The organism is Carbonatibacter coralli (assembly GCF_039592655.1).
Lineage (GTDB): Bacteria > Pseudomonadota > Alphaproteobacteria > Kiloniellales > Kiloniellaceae > Carbonatibacter > Carbonatibacter coralli.
On record NZ_JBBUTJ010000004.1, the window covers coordinates 41,011 to 61,921 of the forward strand.

18 protein-coding genes are annotated in these 20,911 nt (G+C 54.7%); 1 reads left to right on the forward strand and 17 read right to left on the reverse strand.

Going from position 1 to position 20,911, the window contains the following annotated elements; all coding sequences use genetic code 11:
- Positions 1-11: 11 nt before the first annotated feature.
- Complete coding sequence (locus AAAH10_RS10785) at positions 12-1,571, forward strand: SpoIIE family protein phosphatase (protein ID WP_343563390.1); 1,560 nt, start codon at positions 12-14, stop codon at positions 1,569-1,571.
- On the opposite strand, the gene AAAH10_RS10790 is transcribed toward AAAH10_RS10785, so the two are convergent.
- The 17 genes from AAAH10_RS10790 to AAAH10_RS10870 form a co-directional block, all read right to left on the reverse strand.
- Positions 1,568-2,275 (reverse strand): P-loop NTPase family protein, encoded by a 708-nt coding sequence (locus AAAH10_RS10790; protein WP_343563392.1) that lies wholly within the window; start codon positions 2,273-2,275, stop codon positions 1,568-1,570. The genes AAAH10_RS10785 and AAAH10_RS10790 overlap by 4 nt on opposite strands.
- Positions 2,276-2,287: 12 nt before the next feature.
- Complete coding sequence (locus AAAH10_RS10795) at positions 2,288-4,471, reverse strand: SLBB domain-containing protein (RefSeq protein ID WP_343563393.1); 2,184 nt, start codon at positions 4,469-4,471, stop codon at positions 2,288-2,290.
- Positions 4,472-4,484: 13 nt separating this feature from the next.
- Complete coding sequence (locus AAAH10_RS10800; protein WP_343563395.1) at positions 4,485-4,895, reverse strand: hypothetical protein; 411 nt, start codon at positions 4,893-4,895, stop codon at positions 4,485-4,487.
- On the reverse strand, positions 4,892-5,224 hold the full coding sequence (locus AAAH10_RS10805; protein ID WP_343563398.1) for an STAS domain-containing protein: 333 nt from the start codon (positions 5,222-5,224) through the stop codon (positions 4,892-4,894). The genes AAAH10_RS10800 and AAAH10_RS10805 overlap by 4 nt, the downstream gene beginning before the upstream one ends.
- 254 nt (positions 5,225-5,478) lie before the next feature.
- A complete protein-coding gene (locus AAAH10_RS10810; RefSeq protein WP_343563400.1) occupies positions 5,479-6,372 on the reverse strand; it encodes a DUF1194 domain-containing protein in 894 nt (297 codons plus the stop codon).
- Between the two features lie 17 nt (positions 6,373-6,389).
- Complete coding sequence (locus tag AAAH10_RS10815) at positions 6,390-8,261, reverse strand: sugar transferase (protein WP_343563401.1); 1,872 nt, start codon at positions 8,259-8,261, stop codon at positions 6,390-6,392.
- A gap of 59 nt (positions 8,262-8,320) precedes the next feature.
- On the reverse strand, positions 8,321-9,436 hold the full coding sequence (locus AAAH10_RS10820; protein ID WP_343563403.1) for a glycosyltransferase: 1,116 nt from the start codon (positions 9,434-9,436) through the stop codon (positions 8,321-8,323).
- 11 nt (positions 9,437-9,447) lie between these two features.
- Positions 9,448-10,956 (reverse strand): GumC family protein, encoded by a 1,509-nt coding sequence (locus tag AAAH10_RS10825; protein WP_343563405.1) that lies wholly within the window; start codon positions 10,954-10,956, stop codon positions 9,448-9,450.
- Between the two features lie 4 nt (positions 10,957-10,960).
- Positions 10,961-11,536 (reverse strand): hypothetical protein, encoded by a 576-nt coding sequence (locus AAAH10_RS10830; RefSeq protein WP_343563407.1) that lies wholly within the window; start codon positions 11,534-11,536, stop codon positions 10,961-10,963.
- Positions 11,537-11,634: 98 nt separating this feature from the next.
- The gene (locus AAAH10_RS10835; protein ID WP_343563409.1) at positions 11,635-12,831 is read right to left on the reverse strand and encodes a glycosyltransferase; all 1,197 of its coding nucleotides are present in this window, start codon (positions 12,829-12,831) and stop codon (positions 11,635-11,637) included.
- Positions 12,832-12,877: 46 nt separating this feature from the next.
- On the reverse strand, positions 12,878-13,603 hold the full coding sequence (locus tag AAAH10_RS10840) for an acyltransferase (RefSeq protein ID WP_343563410.1): 726 nt from the start codon (positions 13,601-13,603) through the stop codon (positions 12,878-12,880).
- A 5-nt stretch (positions 13,604-13,608) separates the two neighbouring features.
- On the reverse strand, positions 13,609-15,438 hold the full coding sequence (gene glmS / locus AAAH10_RS10845) for a glutamine--fructose-6-phosphate transaminase (isomerizing) (RefSeq protein ID WP_343563411.1): 1,830 nt from the start codon (positions 15,436-15,438) through the stop codon (positions 13,609-13,611).
- A gap of 67 nt (positions 15,439-15,505) precedes the next feature.
- Positions 15,506-16,903, reverse strand: coding sequence for an O-antigen ligase family protein (locus tag AAAH10_RS10850; RefSeq protein WP_343563412.1), 1,398 nt, complete (start codon positions 16,901-16,903; stop codon positions 15,506-15,508).
- On the reverse strand, positions 16,887-18,386 hold the full coding sequence (locus AAAH10_RS10855; protein WP_343563414.1) for a lipopolysaccharide biosynthesis protein: 1,500 nt from the start codon (positions 18,384-18,386) through the stop codon (positions 16,887-16,889). The genes AAAH10_RS10850 and AAAH10_RS10855 overlap by 17 nt, the downstream gene beginning before the upstream one ends.
- Before the next feature lie 89 nt (positions 18,387-18,475).
- Positions 18,476-18,982, reverse strand: a complete 507-nt coding sequence (locus AAAH10_RS10860) for a hypothetical protein (protein ID WP_343563416.1) — start codon at positions 18,980-18,982, stop codon at positions 18,476-18,478.
- Positions 18,972-19,844, reverse strand: coding sequence for an archaeosortase/exosortase family protein (locus tag AAAH10_RS10865; protein WP_343563418.1), 873 nt, complete (start codon positions 19,842-19,844; stop codon positions 18,972-18,974). Before AAAH10_RS10865 ends, AAAH10_RS10860 begins: the two co-directional genes overlap by 11 nt.
- Positions 19,841-20,884 carry a glycosyltransferase family 4 protein gene (locus AAAH10_RS10870; RefSeq protein ID WP_343563420.1) on the reverse strand — a complete coding sequence of 348 codons (1,044 nt, stop codon included), beginning with the start codon at positions 20,882-20,884 and terminating at the stop codon, positions 19,841-19,843. The genes AAAH10_RS10865 and AAAH10_RS10870 overlap by 4 nt, the downstream gene beginning before the upstream one ends.
- Between the last annotated feature and the right edge of the window lie 27 nt (positions 20,885-20,911).

A 20,911-nucleotide genomic window follows, 5' to 3' on the forward strand; every position in this document is an offset into this window, starting at 1 on the left:
CGGGATGTGAAATGTCACTTCTGAAGCAGTCATGGTCCGCAGATATTCACTCTGTCAGGGAGGCAAGGGATGTCGTTGATCTTTTCCTCAGACGGCTTAAGTCCACAGTGGCCGTGCGCGATGCAGCCGGGCTGGCGATATCGGAGCTGTGGACCAATGCTCTCAGGCATTCCGATTCCTGCCCGAATTCCCTTGAGCTGACGATTGAAAGAGCGCCGGGAGGCTTTTCCTTTTTGTTGAAGGACGATGGCAGTCCGTTTGAACAGTTTGCGGACTGTTTCTCTGATTCCCGGGACAGACTTCGAACCTTTCTTGACGAGGAGCAGGACCTTGAGCCGGGAGGCCTCGGACTGGCCCTGGGGCTGGGGGCGCTTGAAAGAGCCAACTATTCCCGTCAGTCCGGGTTCAATTGCTTCTCGTTCTTTCTGGAAGACCCGTCGACGGCAAAGCCCCTTGTTCTCGTTGTTGAGGATGATCCCCTGCAGGCGGATTTGATCGCGCTGTATCTGCGGGATGTCTTCAGGGTCAGGCTCTGTCTGTCTGCCGGAGAGGCAGAAGCTTCTCTGGGACTGGAGACACCCGATCTCATCATGTGTGATGTCATGATGCCGGACGGGGACGGGGTTCAGTTTTCGGAACGATTGAGACTGAACAGGAAGTTCGCGGCCATCCCCTTTGTCTTCATGACAGGCAATCCGGAAAAATCACTGGCGCAAACCGCAGCGACTTTGGCCATCAATGCCTTTTTGACCAAACCGCTCCGGAAGCAGGAACTGCTGGATCTGCTCAATCGTGTTCTGGAAAGACGCCGCCTGGAACTGACGGCCTTTATGGAGCAGTTTGAACGGGGGGTTACCAGTCTTCTCAGCCCCGACAGTTTTCAGGGGTTGTCCCGTTTCGAGAGTGCTGTCAGATGGCGGGCCGCCGAGGCGGGGGGAGGTGATTTCCTGTTTGCCGTCTCATCGCCTGTTACGGGGCACAGGCATCTGGTGATGATGGATGTCATGGGGCACGGTGTGCAGGCGAAGTTCTTCGGGCTTGCCTTTGCGGGATACCTCAGGGGTTTCATCAATGCGAACGGTCACAGAAATGAACCCGGGGATATTCTGTCGGCCCTGTCGGATTTCCTCTGGAACGATGATCTGGGAATGCAGTCCCTTGTCACGCTTCAGGTTCTGACAGAAACGCCCGACGGACAGCTGTGGATCGCTTCTGCCGGTCATCCCTCACCCTGTTTCCTCGGCAGGGACGGGGCCAGATGGTTGCATCTGGACGGCGGAATGCCGGGATTGCAACATCAGACCTGCTACGAAAGCCATCCTGTGCAACTTGATCGGGGGGAATACCTCTGTTTGATGACGGATGGTGTTCTGGAACCGGCAGATCAGCTGGGAAGTCTCGAGGAGCATGCCGCTGCCCTGTTGTCAAAGGCAGAGGCTCTTTACAGGAATGGATCCCATCCGGAGGCTCTGGCTTCCGGGCTTTGGGAGAAGCTGGATGAGGAGAACAGCCTGAAGGATGATGCCCTGCTGGTTGTTCTGGGCTGTTCTGCTCCGGAGACGATGTCCTAGAATTCCTGATTGAGGAAACTGTTGTCCTGCAGCCACCTGTTCAAAAGTCCTTTGACAGAAGCCGGTACAAAGAACAGTCGGGTGAGCTGGCGCTTGAGTTCATCGGCAAGGGATGGGCAGTGCCGGTCATTGATCACAAGGCCGAGAAGACGGACTCCGGCTTTTTCCAGCAGATCCCTGGCAGCTGAAAGCTGTGTTTCATCGGAAGAGCCCGACAGGGCGATCATCAGGGTCTTGTCAAAGGCGGAACACAGGCTCTCTGTATGGATTTCAGAGGGTTTTTCCAGAAGGGGCGGAAGGTCTGCAATGATCAGATCGTACTCTTCCGACAGGGATTGCAGCATTTTTTCCAGTGTTGAGCCGTCCTGGAAGATCCACTCCCGTCTGAGGTGTGAGGGGGCTGAAAGCAGGGCCAGATTTGTGGAAGCCAGTCTTGAAATGTCCTTGCGGGGATCAAGCTTGCCCGGGCACCATTCGACAGAGTTCTCTCCCAGATTTTTGCTCTGCCCGCAGTTGATCATATTCATGTCGATCAGCAGAACCCTGGAGTGGGCGGTTGCCACACGTCTTGCCAGTGCGTAGGCAAAGGCACTGACCCCTTCGTTTTGCCGCACTGCGGTGACAGCCAGTGTTTTCAGCTTTTGCTGACGGATCAGTTTGAAGGAAAGTTCGACGGATTTTTCGCTCAGGGCAATCGGTGTCATCGGTCTTCTCCCTTAAAAACCTGTGGCAAGTGTTGAAATCAGGCTGACGATGCTGATGGCATCTGACAGGTTTTCCCTGAAACGGGCACGGTCACTCTGGCTCTTGTCAGGAACGTAGATCGTGTCGCCGGGACGCACCACAGGAAGCTGGGTGTAGTCGCTGGAACGTGCGAAGTTGAACAGATCGAAAAGCTGGGCGTGGGACTGCCCATCGCGGATGTTGACGACCACGATTTTCTCGACCAGTGCGTCGCTTCTCGGACCACCGGCTTCTGCGAGCAGGTCCAGAATGGTCATGCTGTTGTCAAAGCTGTAGCGACCAGGACGACCGACGGCTCCCAGAACACGCACCATTTCCTCTTTGGGCTTCTGGAGCCATTCCCTGCCGCGGTCCGGCACGTAGATCACATCTTCCGGCTTGATTTCAGGTAGCAGGCTTTCGTCACCTGTTTCGAAATAAAGCGCAAGATTGACTTTGGAAACGCGCGCAGGGCCTTCCTTGCGGTGCGAAATCCGGATGTTTTGCAGATCTGCATTCGGGGACGGTCCCTGTGCCTGTGCAACAATATCCAGGAAGTTGAGGTTCTCGTTGAAGGCATAGCGACCCGGTGCAACCACTGAACCCATGACATAGATGGAACGCTCGCTTTCCTGACGGACCCATTGTGAACGGTTGTCGTTCGGATCCTTTGGCAGTTCAGGAACCTCGACTGTATAGCCTGCTGCCAGTTCCGGAATGTCATAGAGGCTTCCACCTTCTGTCATGAATCTGGCAAAATCGAAGATCACAGGAGGAACAGTATCGAGATCGGGGCGGGCCATGATCTTGATCTTGGACGTGTCGGCTGTGCTTCTGGGACCACCGGCGTGGGCGATGAGCTCGATCAGGTTCATTTCATCGGCCCATTCATAGCGGCCCGGACGGTTGACAGCACCGACGATCATGATGGCACTGTCCGGTGTGACCTTCAGCCAGGACTTCTCGTTCATGTCGGTTTTCTCGGGCACAAGAATGGCATCACCCGGAAAAATGGCAGGCAGTTCCAGTCCCGGACGGGTCTTCTCGGTAAAGGCCTGAAGATCAAAGGGCTGTACCTGGCCGTCCTTGCGGAGAATGCGGATTTTGCGCACTTCGGCAAAACGTGTCGGGCCGCCGGCGTTTGCCAGAATGTCAAAGAAACTGGCATTTTCCTTGGTTTCATAGGCACCGGGCTTGAAGACTTCACCCATAACATAGACTGTGCGTGCGCCCAGCTTGATCTGATCGGAAGCCTGTGGGACGAAGATCGTGTCTCCCTTGCCAATCACAGGCATCAGTTCAGGATTACCGGTGTCCAGATATTCGCGCATGTTGAACGGGCGGGGCTGGCCGTTTGTGATGACGCGGATCTGTTCAACACCTGCATAGCGTGTGACGCCACCGGCGCGCATGAGCAGGTCGATCAGGGACGCTCCATCCTTGAAGGTAAAGACGCCGGGGCGATGAACTTCACCAAAAACGCGGACGGCTTCTCCGTCTTCACTGGCGTCACCGGACGCCGCAAGGGTTCTTGCATCAAACTCGATCTGGACATTCCCGGTCAGCGGGGAGGCAGGAACGAAAATCGTATCGAGGGGCTGGAGGTCCGGCAGCAGGGACTGATCGCCTGTGTCCAGATATTTCTTGTAATCGAAAACGAAGACATCAATCCCGTTTTCGGCGTTTGCCCTGCGCACCTGCAGCTTGTCCAGCTGGGCTCCCTGTTCCAGACCGCCAGCCTTGTTGATGGCCATCTGGATAGTGCCCATTCCTTTCAGGTCGACAGGACCGGGGCGTTTGACATAGCCCAGGACACTGACGATCAGGCGACGCTCTTTCAGGTAGAGGTTCAGGCGTTCAATGCTTTTGAAGATTGGCTTGAGTTCGCCCGAGATCTTCCCGTGTGCCTCGCTGACAGACAGGCCGGAGAGCTGAACAGGACCGGCTTCGGGGAGCATGATAAAGCCCTGGAGATCAATCTGGAAGGGTTCACTGAAGCTGGTTTCGCCGGGAAGATCCAAAACCAGAATGTCTCCGGGGCGCAGGGTCACTTCCTGCTGGGATGCCTGCGCAGGAGAAAGAGTCATAAAGAGAAGCTGCAGCACAAGCCCTGTAAACAGCAGCAAACCTGCCAGTACCTGACTGCGATTTGGTGTTTTCCGGTTTTTCGCTGACATCTTCTCTTCCCCTCTATCCTTCGCTTTTTCCGATTTCCTGCATGGTTTGCTTTGCGATATTCAGCAACTCCTGCAGCCTTGTGAGGTCTTTGCGTGTGTTGAAGTAGAACCCGCCCTCGAATTGTCTTTCGATCAGTGTCTGTTGCATTTCGAGCCTGTGAATCAGGGCGGGGTACCAGTCGTTCAGGGCACTTCTGCCGAGGTAATCGACTTCAGCGCCACAGAAAATGACATCTGCCTTGAGCTTGGCGAACTCTTCTTCTGTTATGGCAGGTTCAATGTTGGTGGGCATTTCCTCGGCGAGGCCGCCCTGACCATGTTCCGGCCAGGGAGCATCGGAGCTCATGCAGCCACCAAGGCTGATCAGGGCGATCACTCCGAACACCCATCCGGTGCGGGATCCGTGTTGGGTCGGGCCTCTCATTGCAGAGCCTCTGTATCTTCGGAGAACTCTGTGTGAATGGCCTGATCGACTTTCAGGGATTTCAGCAGGCGTGCCGGCTGACCGTGAACGCCCTTGAGAACCAGTTCACGGTTCTGGACACGCAACCGTTTAAACAGGAAAACAATGCTGCCAATTCCGGAGGAGTCGATGAAATCAACAGTGCTCAGATCAAGGATCAGGCGCCCTGTTTCCTTTTCGATCAGATTTGCAAGATCGTCTTCCAGAACAGCGACGGTCTCGGCGTCGAAGTAACCTGTAATGTGATAAAAGGTTTCTTTCTGGTTGTAAGTCGTATTTGAATTCTGCATTTCAAATCCTCCTTGAAACTGTCTTTCGTTAGGAGGAGCAAGGAGGATGCCAGAAAGAAAAACTCTATTTGTATATATAAATCAACAGAATAGCCTTGGTCTGTCTGTGAGAGGCATGGCGATTCACAAAATGAGACTCATTGTGAAAGGGCTTGTGTCAAAAAAAGACCCGGATCTTATCGTGTGAAAGTCAGGGTCAGTTTTTGGAAGCATCAGCAGAGCTTCCGGATTTCAGGACTTATGGAGACCTGTTGTTATTGTGTCTGGCGTCTCCGTCCTGCCAGACGACAGAAACCGAGCATCAGCAGCGACAGAAGACCCGAGCCGGCAATCGGGGCCGGAGCAGAGAAGACCTCGCCGGGTGTGATCGCATTGGTCGGGATGATATCGCCTTCGATTTCAGCGAAGAGCTTGGTTGAAAGGGCAGAACGGAAATCCGTGAAATCGCCGGCCTGAAGAACGAAGGCATCCTCGCCACCGATTACATTCTGGGAGTACCAGGTTGTCAGATCCACATCACCGACCTGATTGTAATCGTAGGTGATGGTCAGGCCGTTGATTGTATCAATGCCGTTGTTGAGGGCATTGTCTCTGGCAACGGATGTCTCCCCTCCTGAGAAGAAGGAGTAGTTGCTGTAGAGATAATCGTAGCCATAGCCGTCTCCGGACATGTCAATGACGTTCCGGGTGCCTTCAAAGCCGTTGTCGGCAAAGGTCGCCGATCCGAAATCCAGTGCTTCGGCATTGTAGGTTGCCCCGTAAAACGGGCGGGACATATCGGCCAGTGTATTGGCGTAGCTTGTAATGGATTCCGTTGAATCAAGCAGCGTCCAGTCTGTCATCACCTGTTGGGCGGACTGGCTGGACCACATGACAGTCTGCACGGCAATCTGTCCGTATTCGCCGTTGCCGGTGCCAAGGATGGCATCCTGGATGGCTGAGTCCTGAAGGGCATAGGAATAGCCCTGCATCTGCAGATCGTATTCCGAGTTGCTGATACTTCCGGACACATCAATCAGAAGCTGAAGCTCGACATCGACGTTCACCGGCGGGCTGTCCCCGTAATCAATGTCAACGGCATGAGCCTGACTGATCGGAATTGCCAAGAGGCTGAAAAGGCTGACTTTTAAAAGAGCTTTTTTGTCCATTTTTCCTTCCTTCCGTTTTATTGGCCGCGGCGTCCGACAATGACACCGACGGTTTTGAAAAGGATTTCCAGATCGACGGAAACCCAGCTTTTGACGTCACTCAGCTGCAGGGCATAGGAATGATCCCAGGCAGCCTTGTTCCGCACATCTTCTATCGTTGCGTCATAACCGTTGAAAATCTGCGCAGGTCCGGTGATGCCGGGGCGGACACCGAAGTTTCTCTCTGCGAAGAAAGGAACGGCTTTTTCAAGTTTTCCATACAGTTCCGGCCTTTCCGGGCGCGGGCCAATCAGGGACATGTCTCCCTTGAGGACATTCCAGAGCTGCGGGAGTTCATCAATGCGGGTCTTGCGCAGGAAGCGTCCGATGCGCGTGACGCGGGGATCATTCTTCTGTGCCCACACTGCACCTGTCTTTTTCTCCGCATCTGTCCGCATCGTCCTGAATTTGACCATTTCAAAGAACTGAGTCTGATCGGCTGTCGCCAGTCCCACTCTCTTCTGCCTGAAAAGGGCTGGACCCGGGCTGTCCAGGCGGATCAGCAGTGCGATCAGGGGAAAAAGGGGCAGCAGAGCAAGCAGTCCGGCAAGAGAGGCCGATACATCAAACAGACGTTTTGAAAACTGGACGGACTGAGGGATGTAGAAGCTTCTGGACTGTTCCGGACGGGGTGTCTTGTTCCAGGCAGTGCCTTTGCCCTGTCCGAAGAGGTAGGAGCCCCAGCCTGCCAGTCCGGCCAGATGCCCCCGGACAAGGTAGGCAAGCTTGCTGACAGGGCCGGAGCCGAAACGCTTCGGATAAATCGCATGCAGCAGTGTCAGGCTGTAGAGAGTCAGCTGGGCTGTCAGCGAAAGCAGGCCGGTGATCTGGAAAAGGGGAGCCTTGCTCATTGCCAGCATGACAGAGCTGACCAGACACAGGATCAGAAGGATCGGTGTGAGCGCCCTGAGAACCTTTGTGGAAAGGAAAGAGAAAGCCAGTCCCCCGAATTTGGGGTGGAGCAGAGGGAGCAGACGCAGGACCTGTTGAATATTGCCGCGGGAAATGCGAATGCGACGTTTGTAATCCTGGTCCCTGTTTGAGCTTTCCAGTTCCAGCGCAATGATGTCGCGATCATAGACACCCTTGAAGCCGTTCTGCTGGATGGACATGGGGATCATGAAGTCATCATTGATGGTGTCCGGGGCCAGAGGGCTGAACAGTTCCTTTCTGATGGAATAAAAGGCACCGTGGCAGCCGATGAGTGCTCCCAGCTTTTGTTCACCAATCTTGATGTTGCGCTGATACTGCCAGTAGCTTTGTTCGTCGCTGTTCTGCAGATCAAAGAAATCATAGGTGCCGGCAACAATACCCACATCCTTGTTCCGGTAGTTCAGGGCCAGACGTTTCAGGGCATTGATGGACAGGAGAGCGGACACATCCGAAAAGGCAATGATGTCACCGCGCGCTTTCGGGACCGTCCGGTTCAGGACCGCGATCTTGCCGATATTCTGGTGAGCGTTGACCAGAGAGATGTTCAGGCTCCTGCAAACAGCTGTTGCCAGCGTTGCTTCGGCGATTTCAAAGGTTTTGTCGGTGCAGCCATCGCAATGGATGATGACATCAAACCTGTCGCCTGGATAATCGAGTGCGGAAAGATTGCAGATCTTCTGGGCAATTGATGCTTCTTCATTGTAGGCCGGGATCACAATGGTGATCCGGGGCAGCTGGTCGGCGTTGAACTCCTGCGCGCTGTTGTCCGGCTCGTGAACAGCTCCGTTTCGGCTCTCTTTTTTTGAAATGACTTTCAAAATGAGAGGATAAAGGAGATGGGAATAGACAACCAGAAAACCCGAGAGACCGAGTGCCAGTATGGCGGCAATGTCAAAAGTTGTTGAATTTTCAATCATTTGAAGATCTCCATTGTTGTCCTTGAGCCTGACAGGAAGACACCGTTGAGGGTGTGACACTAGCTATGATTGGCAAGAGGCATGCCACTGCCATAAAGGCTGCAATAGGCTTCCAGTGTTTTGTGGAGTTCGAAGTGCTGCAGGATGAAGTCCCTTGCCGTTCCGGACTTCTTCTGGGCGAGGGCATCCTGAAGCCGCTCGGACAGATCGAGCGCATCGCCGGCCTTGGCCAGTCGACCACTGTGCGGACAGAGCGTCTCTGCCGAACCGCCGACGTTGGTCAGAACACAGGGAACGGCACAGGCTTGCGCTTCCAGTGGAGAGAGGGGGAAGCCCTCGTTCAGGGACGGAAGGCAAAACAGATCAAGTGCCTGATAGAACCCCGGCATGTCGTCAATGCGGCCGAGAAAGTGGATCCTGTGAGAAAGTGCGCATTCTGCTGACAGGTCTTCGAGCTCCCTTCTGAGCGAGCCATCGCCTGCAAGCACCAGATGAACATGTTCGGGCAGGCCGTTCATGGCCTCGATCAGGAACCTGTGGCCCTTGACACTCTCCATGCGACCGGCCGTGCCGATCAGAACCGGTTTGGCGGGAAGGGAGAAGTGTTCTCTGGCTGCCTGCTTGTCTCCGGGTTTGAAGCGATCACAATCCACACCGTTGTGAATGATCCGCGTGGCTTTGGCACCGCAGAATTTGGCCAGGCATCCGGCAACCTGATAGGCCACCGGAATCACGGCAGGCTTCAGCAAGCGGATCAGCTTGCGCTGGAGCGTACCATTGACAGTCAGGTGCCATCCGTCGTGTTCGGTGTGCAGCAGGGTTTGGACGCCGGTGATCCTGGCGGCCAGACCACCGTAAAGCATTGGGCCGATGTGATGGGTGTGAACGGCATCCGGTCTTTGCTGCTTGAACAGGGTGACCAGACGCAGAAGGGTTGCAACTGACCAGCCGGGCTTCTTGTTCAGGAAAATCAGTTGATCCCTGTAGTCCTGCAGAACTGGCCAGCTTTGCAGAGCCTCGTCTTTTGTACCTTCGAGGGAGATCACCATGAGATTGGAGTGATCCCTGAGCTTTTCGAGAATGTTGAGGGCCAGGACTTCAATCCCGCCGGGACGGAGGTGCTGAACGATTTGAAAAATGGTTGCCTTGTTTTTTCTGTTTGTTCCTTTTTGCATGGGACATTCTCCTATCCTTTGGAGGGGGAAGGCTTGAGGGAGGGGGTGAGTTCGAGGTCAAGCTGGCCTGTTTTCGGATCGAAACCCCTGGGCCTTTGCAGGGGGAGGCGTCCGATAACCGGAGCTCCCATCAGGGTTTCGAAGCTTTCTGTTGCGTAAACCTGCCTGCTGACAATCTCGCTGATGGTGGCCAGGCTGATGCCCAGAAACTTGCCTGCGATCAGGCCAATGATGATGTAAACGAAGAGCGGCAGATTGCTCGGAGCTGTTGGTTTGAAGGGCGGATCAATCATCTTGACCCGGTCCGCTTCCTCGAATTTTCCAAGCGCACCTGTGACCTGGGCCAGTTGATGACGGCTTGCCAGATCTTCATAGATTTGGCGTTTGACGTTGAGATCACGTTCGAGATTTGTGATTTCCCGTTCATGCTTGCCATAGCTGCGAACCTTGGTTTCGATTTCTGTGTACTCTGTCTCCAGGCCGGAGACTTCCTGTTCAAGGCCCTGAATTTCATTCTCGACGGATTGCAGCTTTTTAAGCTGTTCAACGAGAAGAGGGGCTTCCTCGGACGAGCTTTTGATTGTGGAGGCCCGATCCCACAGGCGTTTCAGATCCTCTCTGGAAATATCCGGATTGCTTTGCAGGGCGCGTGCGCGTTCGGTTTCGAGAGCGCTGATCTTGCGCAGCAGACCGCGAATGGAAGAGTGCTGGTCTGTATAGCGTGATCTGAGGACAGCGAGTTCGCCCATCAGTGAAACGATCTGTTCCTCGATCTGTCCGACCACAGGATTGGTCTGGGACAGGCGCTCTCTCAGATTGCTGTAACGCGCTCTGGCTCCCTGCAGGACAGTCTGGCGATCGGACAGAAGGTCCTTGATCTGGGACAGGCGAATAACGTTCCGGGCGTGGAGTTCCGGGAGCTCGCTTGCAAACTCCGATTTGTAGGTCGCAAGTCGCTGTTCTGCTTCCAGAAGATCGGTTTCACGCTGAACCATTTCTGTTTGCAGGAAGTCGCGGGACTTGAAGATAGAGTAGCGCTGGGGGGCAACAACCCTCTCGACAAACCGCAGGGCGACCAGATTGAGGGTATCAACCATTCCTTCTGCTTGCGGAGCTTCATACTCAATACGAACCAGTTCGTTCCCGATCAGGGAAACCTTGAACGCCTTGGACAGCGTGGCAATCGCCTGTTCCTTTTTGGCGAGGTCTTCTTCCTTTTCGGCAATCATGCCCTGCTTGATGGCAATCTCTGTCAGAATGTGGCGACTGTGGACCAGAGCTGTCAGGGCTTCCATCCGTTTTTTCAGGTTGGTCTCGACCATCAGATCCTTCAGGAAGGGGTTCTGCATGGAAGGTTCCTGAATCAGGATTGTGGCAAAGGTTTTGTACTTGTTGGGCGTCAGGAGACCAACGGCCAGCCCTGCGAGAGGCATGAGCAGGATCGGAACGACGATCAGGTAACGTCTTCTCCAGGCGCTGTGGAGAATATAAAAGAGACGTTTGAAAACGAGATTGCGCATTGTCCTAGCCCTCCGCAGCCTGATCGTTTTCGAGGACAATCTTCAGGGTGTCGCGCGGGGTCAGCGGATCAAAACGCATTCTGATATTTGGAAAGAGATCATCCAGATCACGACCAATCCGGTGCGCCTTGCTCATGGCATGATAAGAGGCCAGCTGTGCTGTTTCGGACTCTCCGACGGGGCCGATGATCAGGGTCGCCTGTCCGGAAAATCCGTTTTGAAAAGCCGGATCCCGGGCGAACTTCTCGCGCAGTTGCAAAGAAGATGTCTGTTGCAGGTCAACCTGTACAGTCTGTTTCGCAGGGCGAAGCTGGTGGGGGAGATCTGAGGACGGGGCTTCCGGTTCGGCTGTTTCCACGCCCGTCAGGGAGGCCAGCATCTGTTCGACAGAGATTTTGGAAGAGGGCAGGTTGCCCTGCTTGCTTTCATTCATATCCTGATCAATCAGGAACTGGGCGGAAAAAGGCAGGTAGTCTGCTGCGCTTCTGGTTCCCATCACGCATCCCTGTACGGCGAAGGATCCCAGGACGAGCAAAGCGATTTTCATTTTGAGAGTGTGCTTTATCAGTTGCTGTCTCATTTTGAGAATTCCTTCCCTTTTTCGCCTGTTTTGTGTCTGTTCTCCTTGATCGTTGCAGGCTTTGTGCCAGATTGATGAGAGGTAATTTCTATTTTGAATCAGAAGGATAGAAGGTGATCGGTCAGGAGGCGTGCCTTGTTCTCCCAACTCTGAACCATCATGCGCGTATCCGGCATTGCTTCTTTGGGGCCTTCCGCAGCCATGGCTTTCAGGGCTGTTGTCAGATCCGCGGCAGAGCGAACAAGACGGACCCTGTCACCGCAGGACCTGGCAGCCGGGAAATCCGTGCTGATGACGGGTTTGCCTGCGCTGAGATATTCTCGCAGTTTCAGGGGGTTGCAGGCCCTGATCTGGGGCGTGTCCAGAAAAGGCAGAAGAGAAGCCTGCCAGTGTTGCACATAGGAAGGGAGCCTGCTGTGCGCACGAGGACCGAGAAATTCAATATTATCAAGGCTGTCCAGTTTTCCGGTGTCACAGTGCTTGTCTCCGATGAAAACAAATTTCCAGTCCGGCAGGTCTCTGGCGGTCGTGGCGATCATATCCTGATCCAGCCAGTCATGCAGGGAACCATAAAAGCCTGCAATACGGGGATGATCCGGCAGATCCGGGGCTCTGGAAACAGGGGTGGAAAAATGCTGGTAGTCAACGCCGTGTTCCAGAAGGATTGTCTTGTGTGATGGGAAACGCTCAAACAGGTCCCGACTGGCGGTAATGATCAGGTCTGCCCTGAGAGCCAGGCGCTGTTCCATCCGGGCAACGGGTTCATGGTCGACCCCGGCAAGGGCGTTGAAATCGTCTCCGCAATAGTAGACCACGGGATAATCCGGATAACATTCCAGTGCATCAACGGCGCTGGGGAGAGAAGTCCACAGGATGGGGCGTTTGAAATTGTGACGGGCAATTGTTTCGTCAATCTGCTTCTTCAGGCTGAGGCGATTGAACTGTGAAGCCAGCGGGTTGCCGGGCCAGGAAATGCTCTTTGGTGCAATAATCTGACAGGGAGCAACATCGCTTGCACCTTGTTCCTGTACCTCCCGGATGACCTGGGCATCCAGTGGGGAACACATCGCATGAAGCTTGTTGATCACGCGCTTGCCATCTCTGAGAGACAGGGTGGGACGACGCAGGCCCAGAGAGTTGATCCAGACGATCTTGTGAGCGGGAAGAAGTCGCTTGATCAGATGCTGTGTCGAGCTGGGGTGTCCTCCCCAGTCTTCTCCGAAAACGATCATTTCGATGTGGTTTTCGTGAAGTTCAGGAGTGGTGAACTGTTCAAGAAGAGCTTGCGTTTTCATGACCTTGTCCTTTCGTCAGGGAGGGCAGGAGGGGCTCGATAAACGGTTAGAGCTTGCGGATAATCCTTGCGGGGACACCGCCGGCGAACACATCCGGAGGGAGATCCTTTGTGACAACGGAACCTGCGGCTACGATGGTTCGGGCACCGATCCTTACATCCGCGCCGATAAAGACGCCGCTTCCGATCCAGACATCGTCTTCCAGAATGATGTCCCCGATCTGATCGGGAGTATCGGGCAGTCCTGCCGCGCGATCTTCGGCATTGAGAGGATGCCCGGGGTAACCGGACAGAACGGTCCGGCCTGCTATGCGAACATTGTTTCCGAGACTGACCTGCCGCCCGACATTGATGGTTGTCTGCCAGGAAATGCCGACATTGCTGCCAATGGTCAGGACGGGCTTTTGCGATCCGCTGGCGCGACCCGAAAAGGTGCTTTGTCCCGAGATCCGGCAGTCCCTGCCAATGGTGATGTCGAGATCCCCCAGAACCTGGGGCATTCCGCTGTAGAGCAGTAAGCCGCTGGCAGGCTTTGTCAGGCGGGACTGGAACAGTGGGGTCCAGTAGACTGCACGGGTCAGCCACTGGGACAGACCAGACAGGCCCAGATGTGTCCTGTAAAGACCCTTGTGGAGGGGCTGGAGGACGGGGAAGGAGAAGTTTCTCGTCCCGAAATAAAGACCCTTGAGAGTCCGGGTTACAGGTGTGTCGCCTGCCTTTATCCAGCTCTTGATGTCACTGCGGGACAGAGTGCGGGGAAAAAATGTGTGCATGGCTCTTACTCCACAGTTACCGATTTGGCCAGATTGCGGGGCTTGTCGATGTCGCACCCGCGTTTCAGGGCCGTTTCACTGGCAAGCAACTGGAGGGGAATGCTGTATAGGAACGGCATCACCAGATCGCTTGCGAAGGGGGCATCCAGTTCAGCGGAAACAGCGATGGTTGCTGCCGGTTCGAAATCCAGCCCGGACAGGGTTCTCTCGTCACTGATCAAAATGATCTGGCCGCCTCTGGCTTGCACCTCCTTGATGTTGGAGAGTGTTTTCTCCTGCAGTTCGTCCGGGGGAGCGAGGGCGACAACAGGCAGGTTCCCGTCAACGAGGGCAATCGGACCGTGTTTCAGTTCTCCGGCACCCAGGCCTTCGGCGTGGATATAGGAAATCTCCTTGAGCTTCAGGGCGCCTTCGCAGGCCAGGGGCCAGTTGACACCCCGCCCGATGAAGAGGGCTGATTGACTGTTCTGAAGCACTGAAGCGGCTGCCCTGATCTGCCCGTTCAGCGAGAGTGCGGCGCTGACGATTTCAGGAACGCGACTGAGTTCGACTTTCAGGGCGCGGGCGTCCCGAATGGAGAGCGTGCCTCGTGCGATGCCAGCTGCGATCACCAGACGGGCCAGTGCTGCAAGCTGGGCTGTAAAGGCCTTGGTGGAGGCAACGCCGATTTCCGGTCCGGCCAGTGTCTGGATGACGTGGTCGGAGGCGCGGGCGATTGAGCTTTCGGGAACATTGACCAGGGAGATGATGGTCTGTCCCTGCAATCTGGCGTGCTCAAGGGCCGCAAGGGTATCAGCGGTTTCGCCGGACTGGGAAATGAAGAGCGCGGCACCCTTTTGGGGCAGGGGACTGTGGCGATAGCGATATTCCGAGGCAATGTCGACGTCCACCCGCAAGCCGGCATAGCGTTCGAACCAGTAGCGGGCAATCTGTCCGGCGTAGCAGGAGGTTCCACAGGCGACAATGCTCAGGCTTTCGAAGTCCTCATAGGCCATGTTGCAGTTCTGCTTTTTCTGGACAGGGACATTGAAAACGTGGTTCAGGATGTCCGGCTGCTCGTGAATCTCCTTGATCATGAAGTGGGAATACGAACCCTTTTCGTGGCTCTCGGCACTGGCCCGGGACTGTTCAACAGGACGTTCAACCGCTGTTCCGTTTTCATCGCGAACGCAAACGCCGTTCTGGGAAACGATCGCGAAGTCTCCGTTTTCAAGATAGCTGACGCGCTGGGTCATCGGGGCCAGGGCAATGGCATCGGAGGCGATGAACATTGCCTCTTCGCCGTGACCAATGGCCAGCGGGCTCCCTTTGCGTGTGGCGCAGAAGAACTCTTCCTCGCCTTCGAACAGAATGCCCAGTGCATAGGCTCCCTGAAGGCGTTTTGTTGCTTCCAGTGCAGCCGCTTCGGGAGAAAAGCCCGAAGCCATGAGAGAAGCGATCAGGTGAGGGACAACTTCCGTGTCTGTTTGCGACTGGAAGGTGAAGCCTTCCGCTTCCAGACAGGCGCGCAGTTCCTCGTAGTTTTCGATGATGCCATTGTGGACAACCGAAACGCGATCATTGCGATGCGGGTGAGCATTGGCGATGGAAGGCTCGCCATGTGTGGCCCAGCGTGTATGGGCAATGCCGATCCTGCCTTCGACAGGAGAGAGATCAAGCTTCGTTTCCAGGTTGGAAAGAGCACCCTCTGCCTTGCGAATGAGGATGGAGTTATTGTGGCTTACGGCCAGACCGGCAGAGTCATATCCTCTGTATTCCAGCCTTTTCAAACCGTCGAGAAGCTCGTTTACAACGCGGGAGCCATTGATAGCACCAACAATTCCACACATGATCATAACCCTTTCTTGTGACTGTTCGGATTGTCACCAGCAAGGGCTGTGCCATCATTTTAATTGTTTTTTATCAGATGGTTAGTGGGGAGGTTTGTTCCGTGGCTGTCTTTTGTTTCTCATTCTGAGAAACAATTTGGCGCAGGGCAATGGACAGGCCGAACATGATGTAGAACGGCCAGGTGAAGCCCATTGTCAGAAAGGTGCCTGAGGCACAGAAGCCCGCGAGGCCTGCGAGCAGGGCCATGGACATGGCTGAAAGATAGGGATCGGAGTGTTCTGCCTGTGTGATCCGGACGCAGCGCATCATGTTGCGGACAGACAGGAAAACGAGGGACAGGAACAACCCCAGTCCCAGAAAGCCCGTTTCGGCCAGAACGCCAAACCATGTGCTGTGAACAGCGTGGTTTTTACCGTCCCAGAAATCGCTGTAGTCGAAGTAGTTGTAATAGAAATTGTCGATGCCAATTCCTGTCAGGGGGTTGTGCAGAGCCATTTTGAAGGCGGCTTTCCAGGCGTGCAGGCGGCCCATGGCCGATTCATCAATCCCTTCCTCGTGTGCACCGCCGGAGGCGCGCTCGTCAATGCCTGCCAGGGCAAAGAGGGCAAGCATTGCAACAACACCTCCGACAATCAGCAGGCTCTTAGAGGGGACCTTGTACCAGGCAAAGACACCGCAAACGGCCATGATCCCCAGCAGACCGCCGCGACTTTGCGTGGCAAGAATGGCGAGGAACATGAGGATGATGGTGAAAAAACCGAGAACACGCTCGGTTCTGGAGATCTTTGCGGACAGCAGGAGCGACAGTCCGAAAGCTGCAGGGAACAGAAGAACCAGAGCCAGATCATTCGGGTCTCCCAGCATTGAACCAATATCACGACCGATTGTAACCCGTGTTCCCTCGACCAGACCGATCCCGTTTGCCGCATTGAAGAGCGTAACCAGCCCAACGATCAGACCTGCGATGCAGATCAGCCTTGCTGCCAGTTTGAATTCCTCAATCCCTTTGGTCATCCAGCAAATTGCGATCACGATGATGGCGATCTTGATGAAGGTGCCGTTGAAGGCGGAAAAGGCGATCCCCCGGTTTGTGGCCAGAAGGCATCCGCTGAAAACGACCAGAACAAAGAGGGCGAAGAGACCCAGTTCCCTGTTCCAGTAAAGGGTGGCCCTGCCTGAGAAGAGGTTCCAGCCCAGTGCGGCAAAGCTGGCCAAGGCCAGAAGCAGGGGAAGCTTGAAGGGCATGAGGAGTGGGAAGACTTCGTGGATCCTGAAAAAGGAAAAGATGATGAAACCCAGAATGACCAGAAAGCTGTTGGACAGCACCAGAAGAAGTCCCAGAGGCATCATGGCCAGAGCCAGGGGGATCAGCGGATTTTTCCCCAGATACCAGACCGCCAGCAGAACGGTGCAGGCAAAGCAGGCAACCAGTGTTTGTCTGAGGCGTTTGTTGTCATTCTGTTCCAGCATTGTCCCGGCCTTTCATTTGAGCCTTCAGGCTGTCGAGGGAGGGAAGAAGGCCTGTCAGGTGCGCCTGCCAGATCACAAGTGCTGTCCCGCACAGCCCGAAAAGCAGATGATCCGGATCGAACAGGCTGTGTGCCTGGAGACTGTGAGTCAGAAAACCGATCGTGATCCCTGTACTGCCCAGCAGAACGGTCAGGGCTGACAGATTGTATGGAAGATGGTGGAACCTTTGCGAAACGGCATAGGTGACAATCAGTCTGGCAGAGAGAACAAGCCCCGTTGCCAGAATGGCGCCCCATGTTCCGGTCAGGGGGATCAGAAGAAGATAGCCACCAAAGGCAAGGCAGGCTGCAAGACAGTCAATAATGGCTTGCCATTTGGTGCTGGTGCCGCTGAGAAGTCCCAGATTGACTTGCTGGGTTGCAAAGTGGAGCGAGGCAAAGAAGCAGAGCGGGGCAATATAATGTACCGCGTCATGGTAACTTCCGGGCGTGATCAGAACAATGACGTAGGGTGCTGCCAGGCTCATGAAAAGTGCTGCGAGGGCTGACAGAACAAGTCCCAGTGAAATCATCCTGGCGCATGTCTCTGAGCCGTTTTCCTGTGAAAGGACGGCAAATTTTTTGGGTTGCCAGTAAAGTTCAAAGGGATAAACGATCAGGGCCGCAAGCAAACCAAATTTCGCAGCAAGTGCATAGGGAGCCATTGCTGCAACGCCGATTGTGTCTGCAAGAAGCAGTCTGTCAAAGCTTCTGAGAACAAAACCGGCCAGTCCGGCAACAATCAGGGGAGCGCCGTAGCCCAGATAGCGTTTCCAGAGGTGCAGATCGAAGGCAATCCCGTTTTCCCTGTAGAGCTCCGCCGTGTTCTTGAGAACCCAGAACAGGGATGTTGCCGCGGTTGCGAGCATGACACCGTTCACACCAAATCCCTGATAGAGGAGCCCTGCTGCCAAAGCGGCCTGCATGATGACGCGACCGGTCGAGGTTTTGAAATAATCCAGGGCCCGGCCCTGCATGCGGAAGTTGCACAGGGGAATGAAAAGACCGATGGACAGCCCGAGGCTCAACAGCAGTGCGCGCAGAGAAATGATATCAATTTCACCGGGAAGCACTGACAGGATAAGAGGGGCGAGAAGCTGCAGCGACACGGAAAAGACCAGAGACAGAAGACAGGACAGGCCAAAGATGTTGCGCAGGACAGTGTTTCTGTCATCTCTGTCCGCCATTCCGTAATAGCGAAACAGTGCGTCCCCCAGACCAAGCATCAGGACAATGCTGAAGAGGTCTGCAAGCGTCTGGAGAATATCAAGCCGTCCATAGTCGGCAGGGGAGAGAAAAGCGGTGAAGACAGGGATCATGATGAAGCCGATCCCCTTGGTCGCCAGAATTCCTGCTGCGTAGAAGACCGAGTCTTTCAGGCTTTGAGGCAGGGTTCTCCACCGACCCGGCAATCCGGATGAGGGCGATAGAGGGGTGTTTGACATCTTTGTCTCCCGTTTTGCATCTCTTTTTGAGAAAAAGAGGCTTTTCTCAAATCTTCCCGTACTGTTCAGCAAGGAGCAGGCCAAAAGGATCAGGAGGCCTCAAAGGGCTGTCGGCCACATGTTCCAAAGGACCTGACAGCATAGAGAGGCTTCAGGCTGCCGCTTTTCAGTCCCAGTGCTTTCTGGAAGGCATCCGCCTTCTGGTAGAACCAGAGCTCAAGGGCCGGGAATTCAGGATAGGATTGTCCATTGAGAACGAAAAAGAGCGCACCGGGAGCCCGGGCGTAGCCAAGTGATTGCGATTCAAAAAGCGTGACGGCTTCGCTGTTCCTGTACATGGGGGAGATCAGCCATCCGCCACGACAGTTCTGTCCCTTGAAAAAGAGGGCCTGAAAACTGCCTTCCCTGTTTAGTGACCGAGGGGAATCAAGCGGTGCAAGGGCATGTGCCGACATGTACTGGGTGAGCGCGCTGATATCCCGGCTCAGAGAAGGGGCAACGCCGCCGCCTTCGTGTCTGGCTTTCAGAAACAGGCTGCTGAAGCCTGTCAGAAGCATTAGGCTGATGATTGAAGTCTGCAGGAGTCTAGTGCGCATTGTGGACCTCCCTTTTTGTCTGGAAAACACAGGCGAAGGCCAGAACAATGCTTGAAACAACGATGAGGGCGTCAACGATGTCTGCACCAGTTCCATCATGGTAGAAGAAATAATCCTCCTTCGAGAGCGTCATCAGACTCAGGCGGACAAGGTTTATGAGAAAGACCACAAGAGCAAGAAGCCCGAGGAAAAGATAATGGCTGTTTTTCCAGTAGTCGTTCTGTGATCTGACGATCGTGAACCAGAGCAGCAGGGAAAGAGAGATATTGGTAAAGGAGGCACAGCCGGTCATGATCAGGAGCTCATGACCACCCTCGATGTTGACGATGTTGCCCTTTCTTTCTGTATTCAGTCCGTAAAGCTGCAGCAGAAGCTCGGTTGCCAGGGCATCAAAGCGAAGAAAGAAATCTGCACTGATCTTCAGAAGAATGTCAGAGACAGGAACTCTGAAAGACAGGGCCATTGCGATCAGGACAGCGTTTCGGAAAATCCTGTGATCGGGATCTTTCAGAGCCGGGATCAGAAAACTGTAGTAGAAACAGTAAAAACCGAGTCCGATCCAGGCCATCATTGATGAGGGAAAGAGGAAAAGCAGCAGCGTCAGAAAGCTGACAGCCAGACTTGTTGTGTCGGCAGGGGCGCTGGAGGATTTCAGGAGCTGTTCGTAAACAACATGGACGGCAAACCAGACAATGAAGCTGATTCCGAAACCCTGCCACAGGGCACTGTAAAAACTGAACTCCTCAATGCTTTCCAGAATGGGGCGCAGCATCGCATTCGCCAGGCCGAAACTCAGAACCAGCAAAAAGAGGTCCCTGTGCCTGATGACAGTGAGAGGAGAGAAAGCTTCTGTCTGCTTCATGCTGTTTCCTCCAGCGGATGCGCCGAGACCGTTTGCTGATAGAGGGACAGAAAGTCGGGAAGAAGGGCCTGAGGGCTGAATTTCTTCTCTATGGTGGCGCGAGCCTTTTGACCGAAAAAAGCGAGGTTCGCGCTCTGGATTTGATCCAGTTTGCCAGCCAGTTTCCGGACGACCTGCTGCTCGTCGTGCTGTCCGAAGACGACCCATCCGTTCAGTTCGTTGATCACCAGTTTGGGCAGGGCACCGGCATCAAGGCACAGGACGGGGATACCATGAGACATGGCTTCCAGTGCCGCCAGTGGAAGTCCTTCCTTTCTGGAAGGCATGCACAGCAGGTCCATGGAGCGCCAGGCTGATTGCATGGACTGTTGATGCCCCATAAAGCTGACATTAGACGGAGCTGCCTCCTGCAGTTCAGTTGCCAGTGGCCCGTCTCCGTAAAGATTGAAATCAAACCGGGGGAACTCACGGGCCAGGGCGAGGAAGCGATCCGGTCCCTTTTCATGACTCAGGCGTCCGACAAACCCGATCCTCTTCAGGGACATGGGTGGACAGAAAAGTCTGGGAAGCGGGACAAAGTTGTCGATCACACGGATGGACCCGGAAACAGAACTGGCGATCTGTGCGTTAACGGCCACGGATGAAGCCAGAAAGGCTGTTTTCCTGTCCAGCAGGGTATAGAGCTTCAGTCTCCAGCTTTCGCTGTCGCCGGCATGGAAGGAGGTCACAACAGGAATGTTGTACCGGATACGGGTCAGTCTGCAGACGAGATTGGCCTTGTACCCGTGACTGTGAATGAGATCGGGTTTCTTGATGGCGCTCAGATTGAGGAAGCTTTCGACACCGGAGCAGCAGAAATGGATGATGCCGGCCTGATCCAGCTTTTCTTTCAGGGGGTGTGCGCCGTAATCCCGCAGGAATACGACCCTGACATCCATGTTGCTCTCTTTCAGGGCGCTCGCCAGATAAAGAATGTGGCTTTCGATACCACCGTAGAAGCGGCTGTCTACGACTTGCCAGATTGAATGAACGCTTTGCATGGCTTTGCTCCAGACATTTCATGTGTT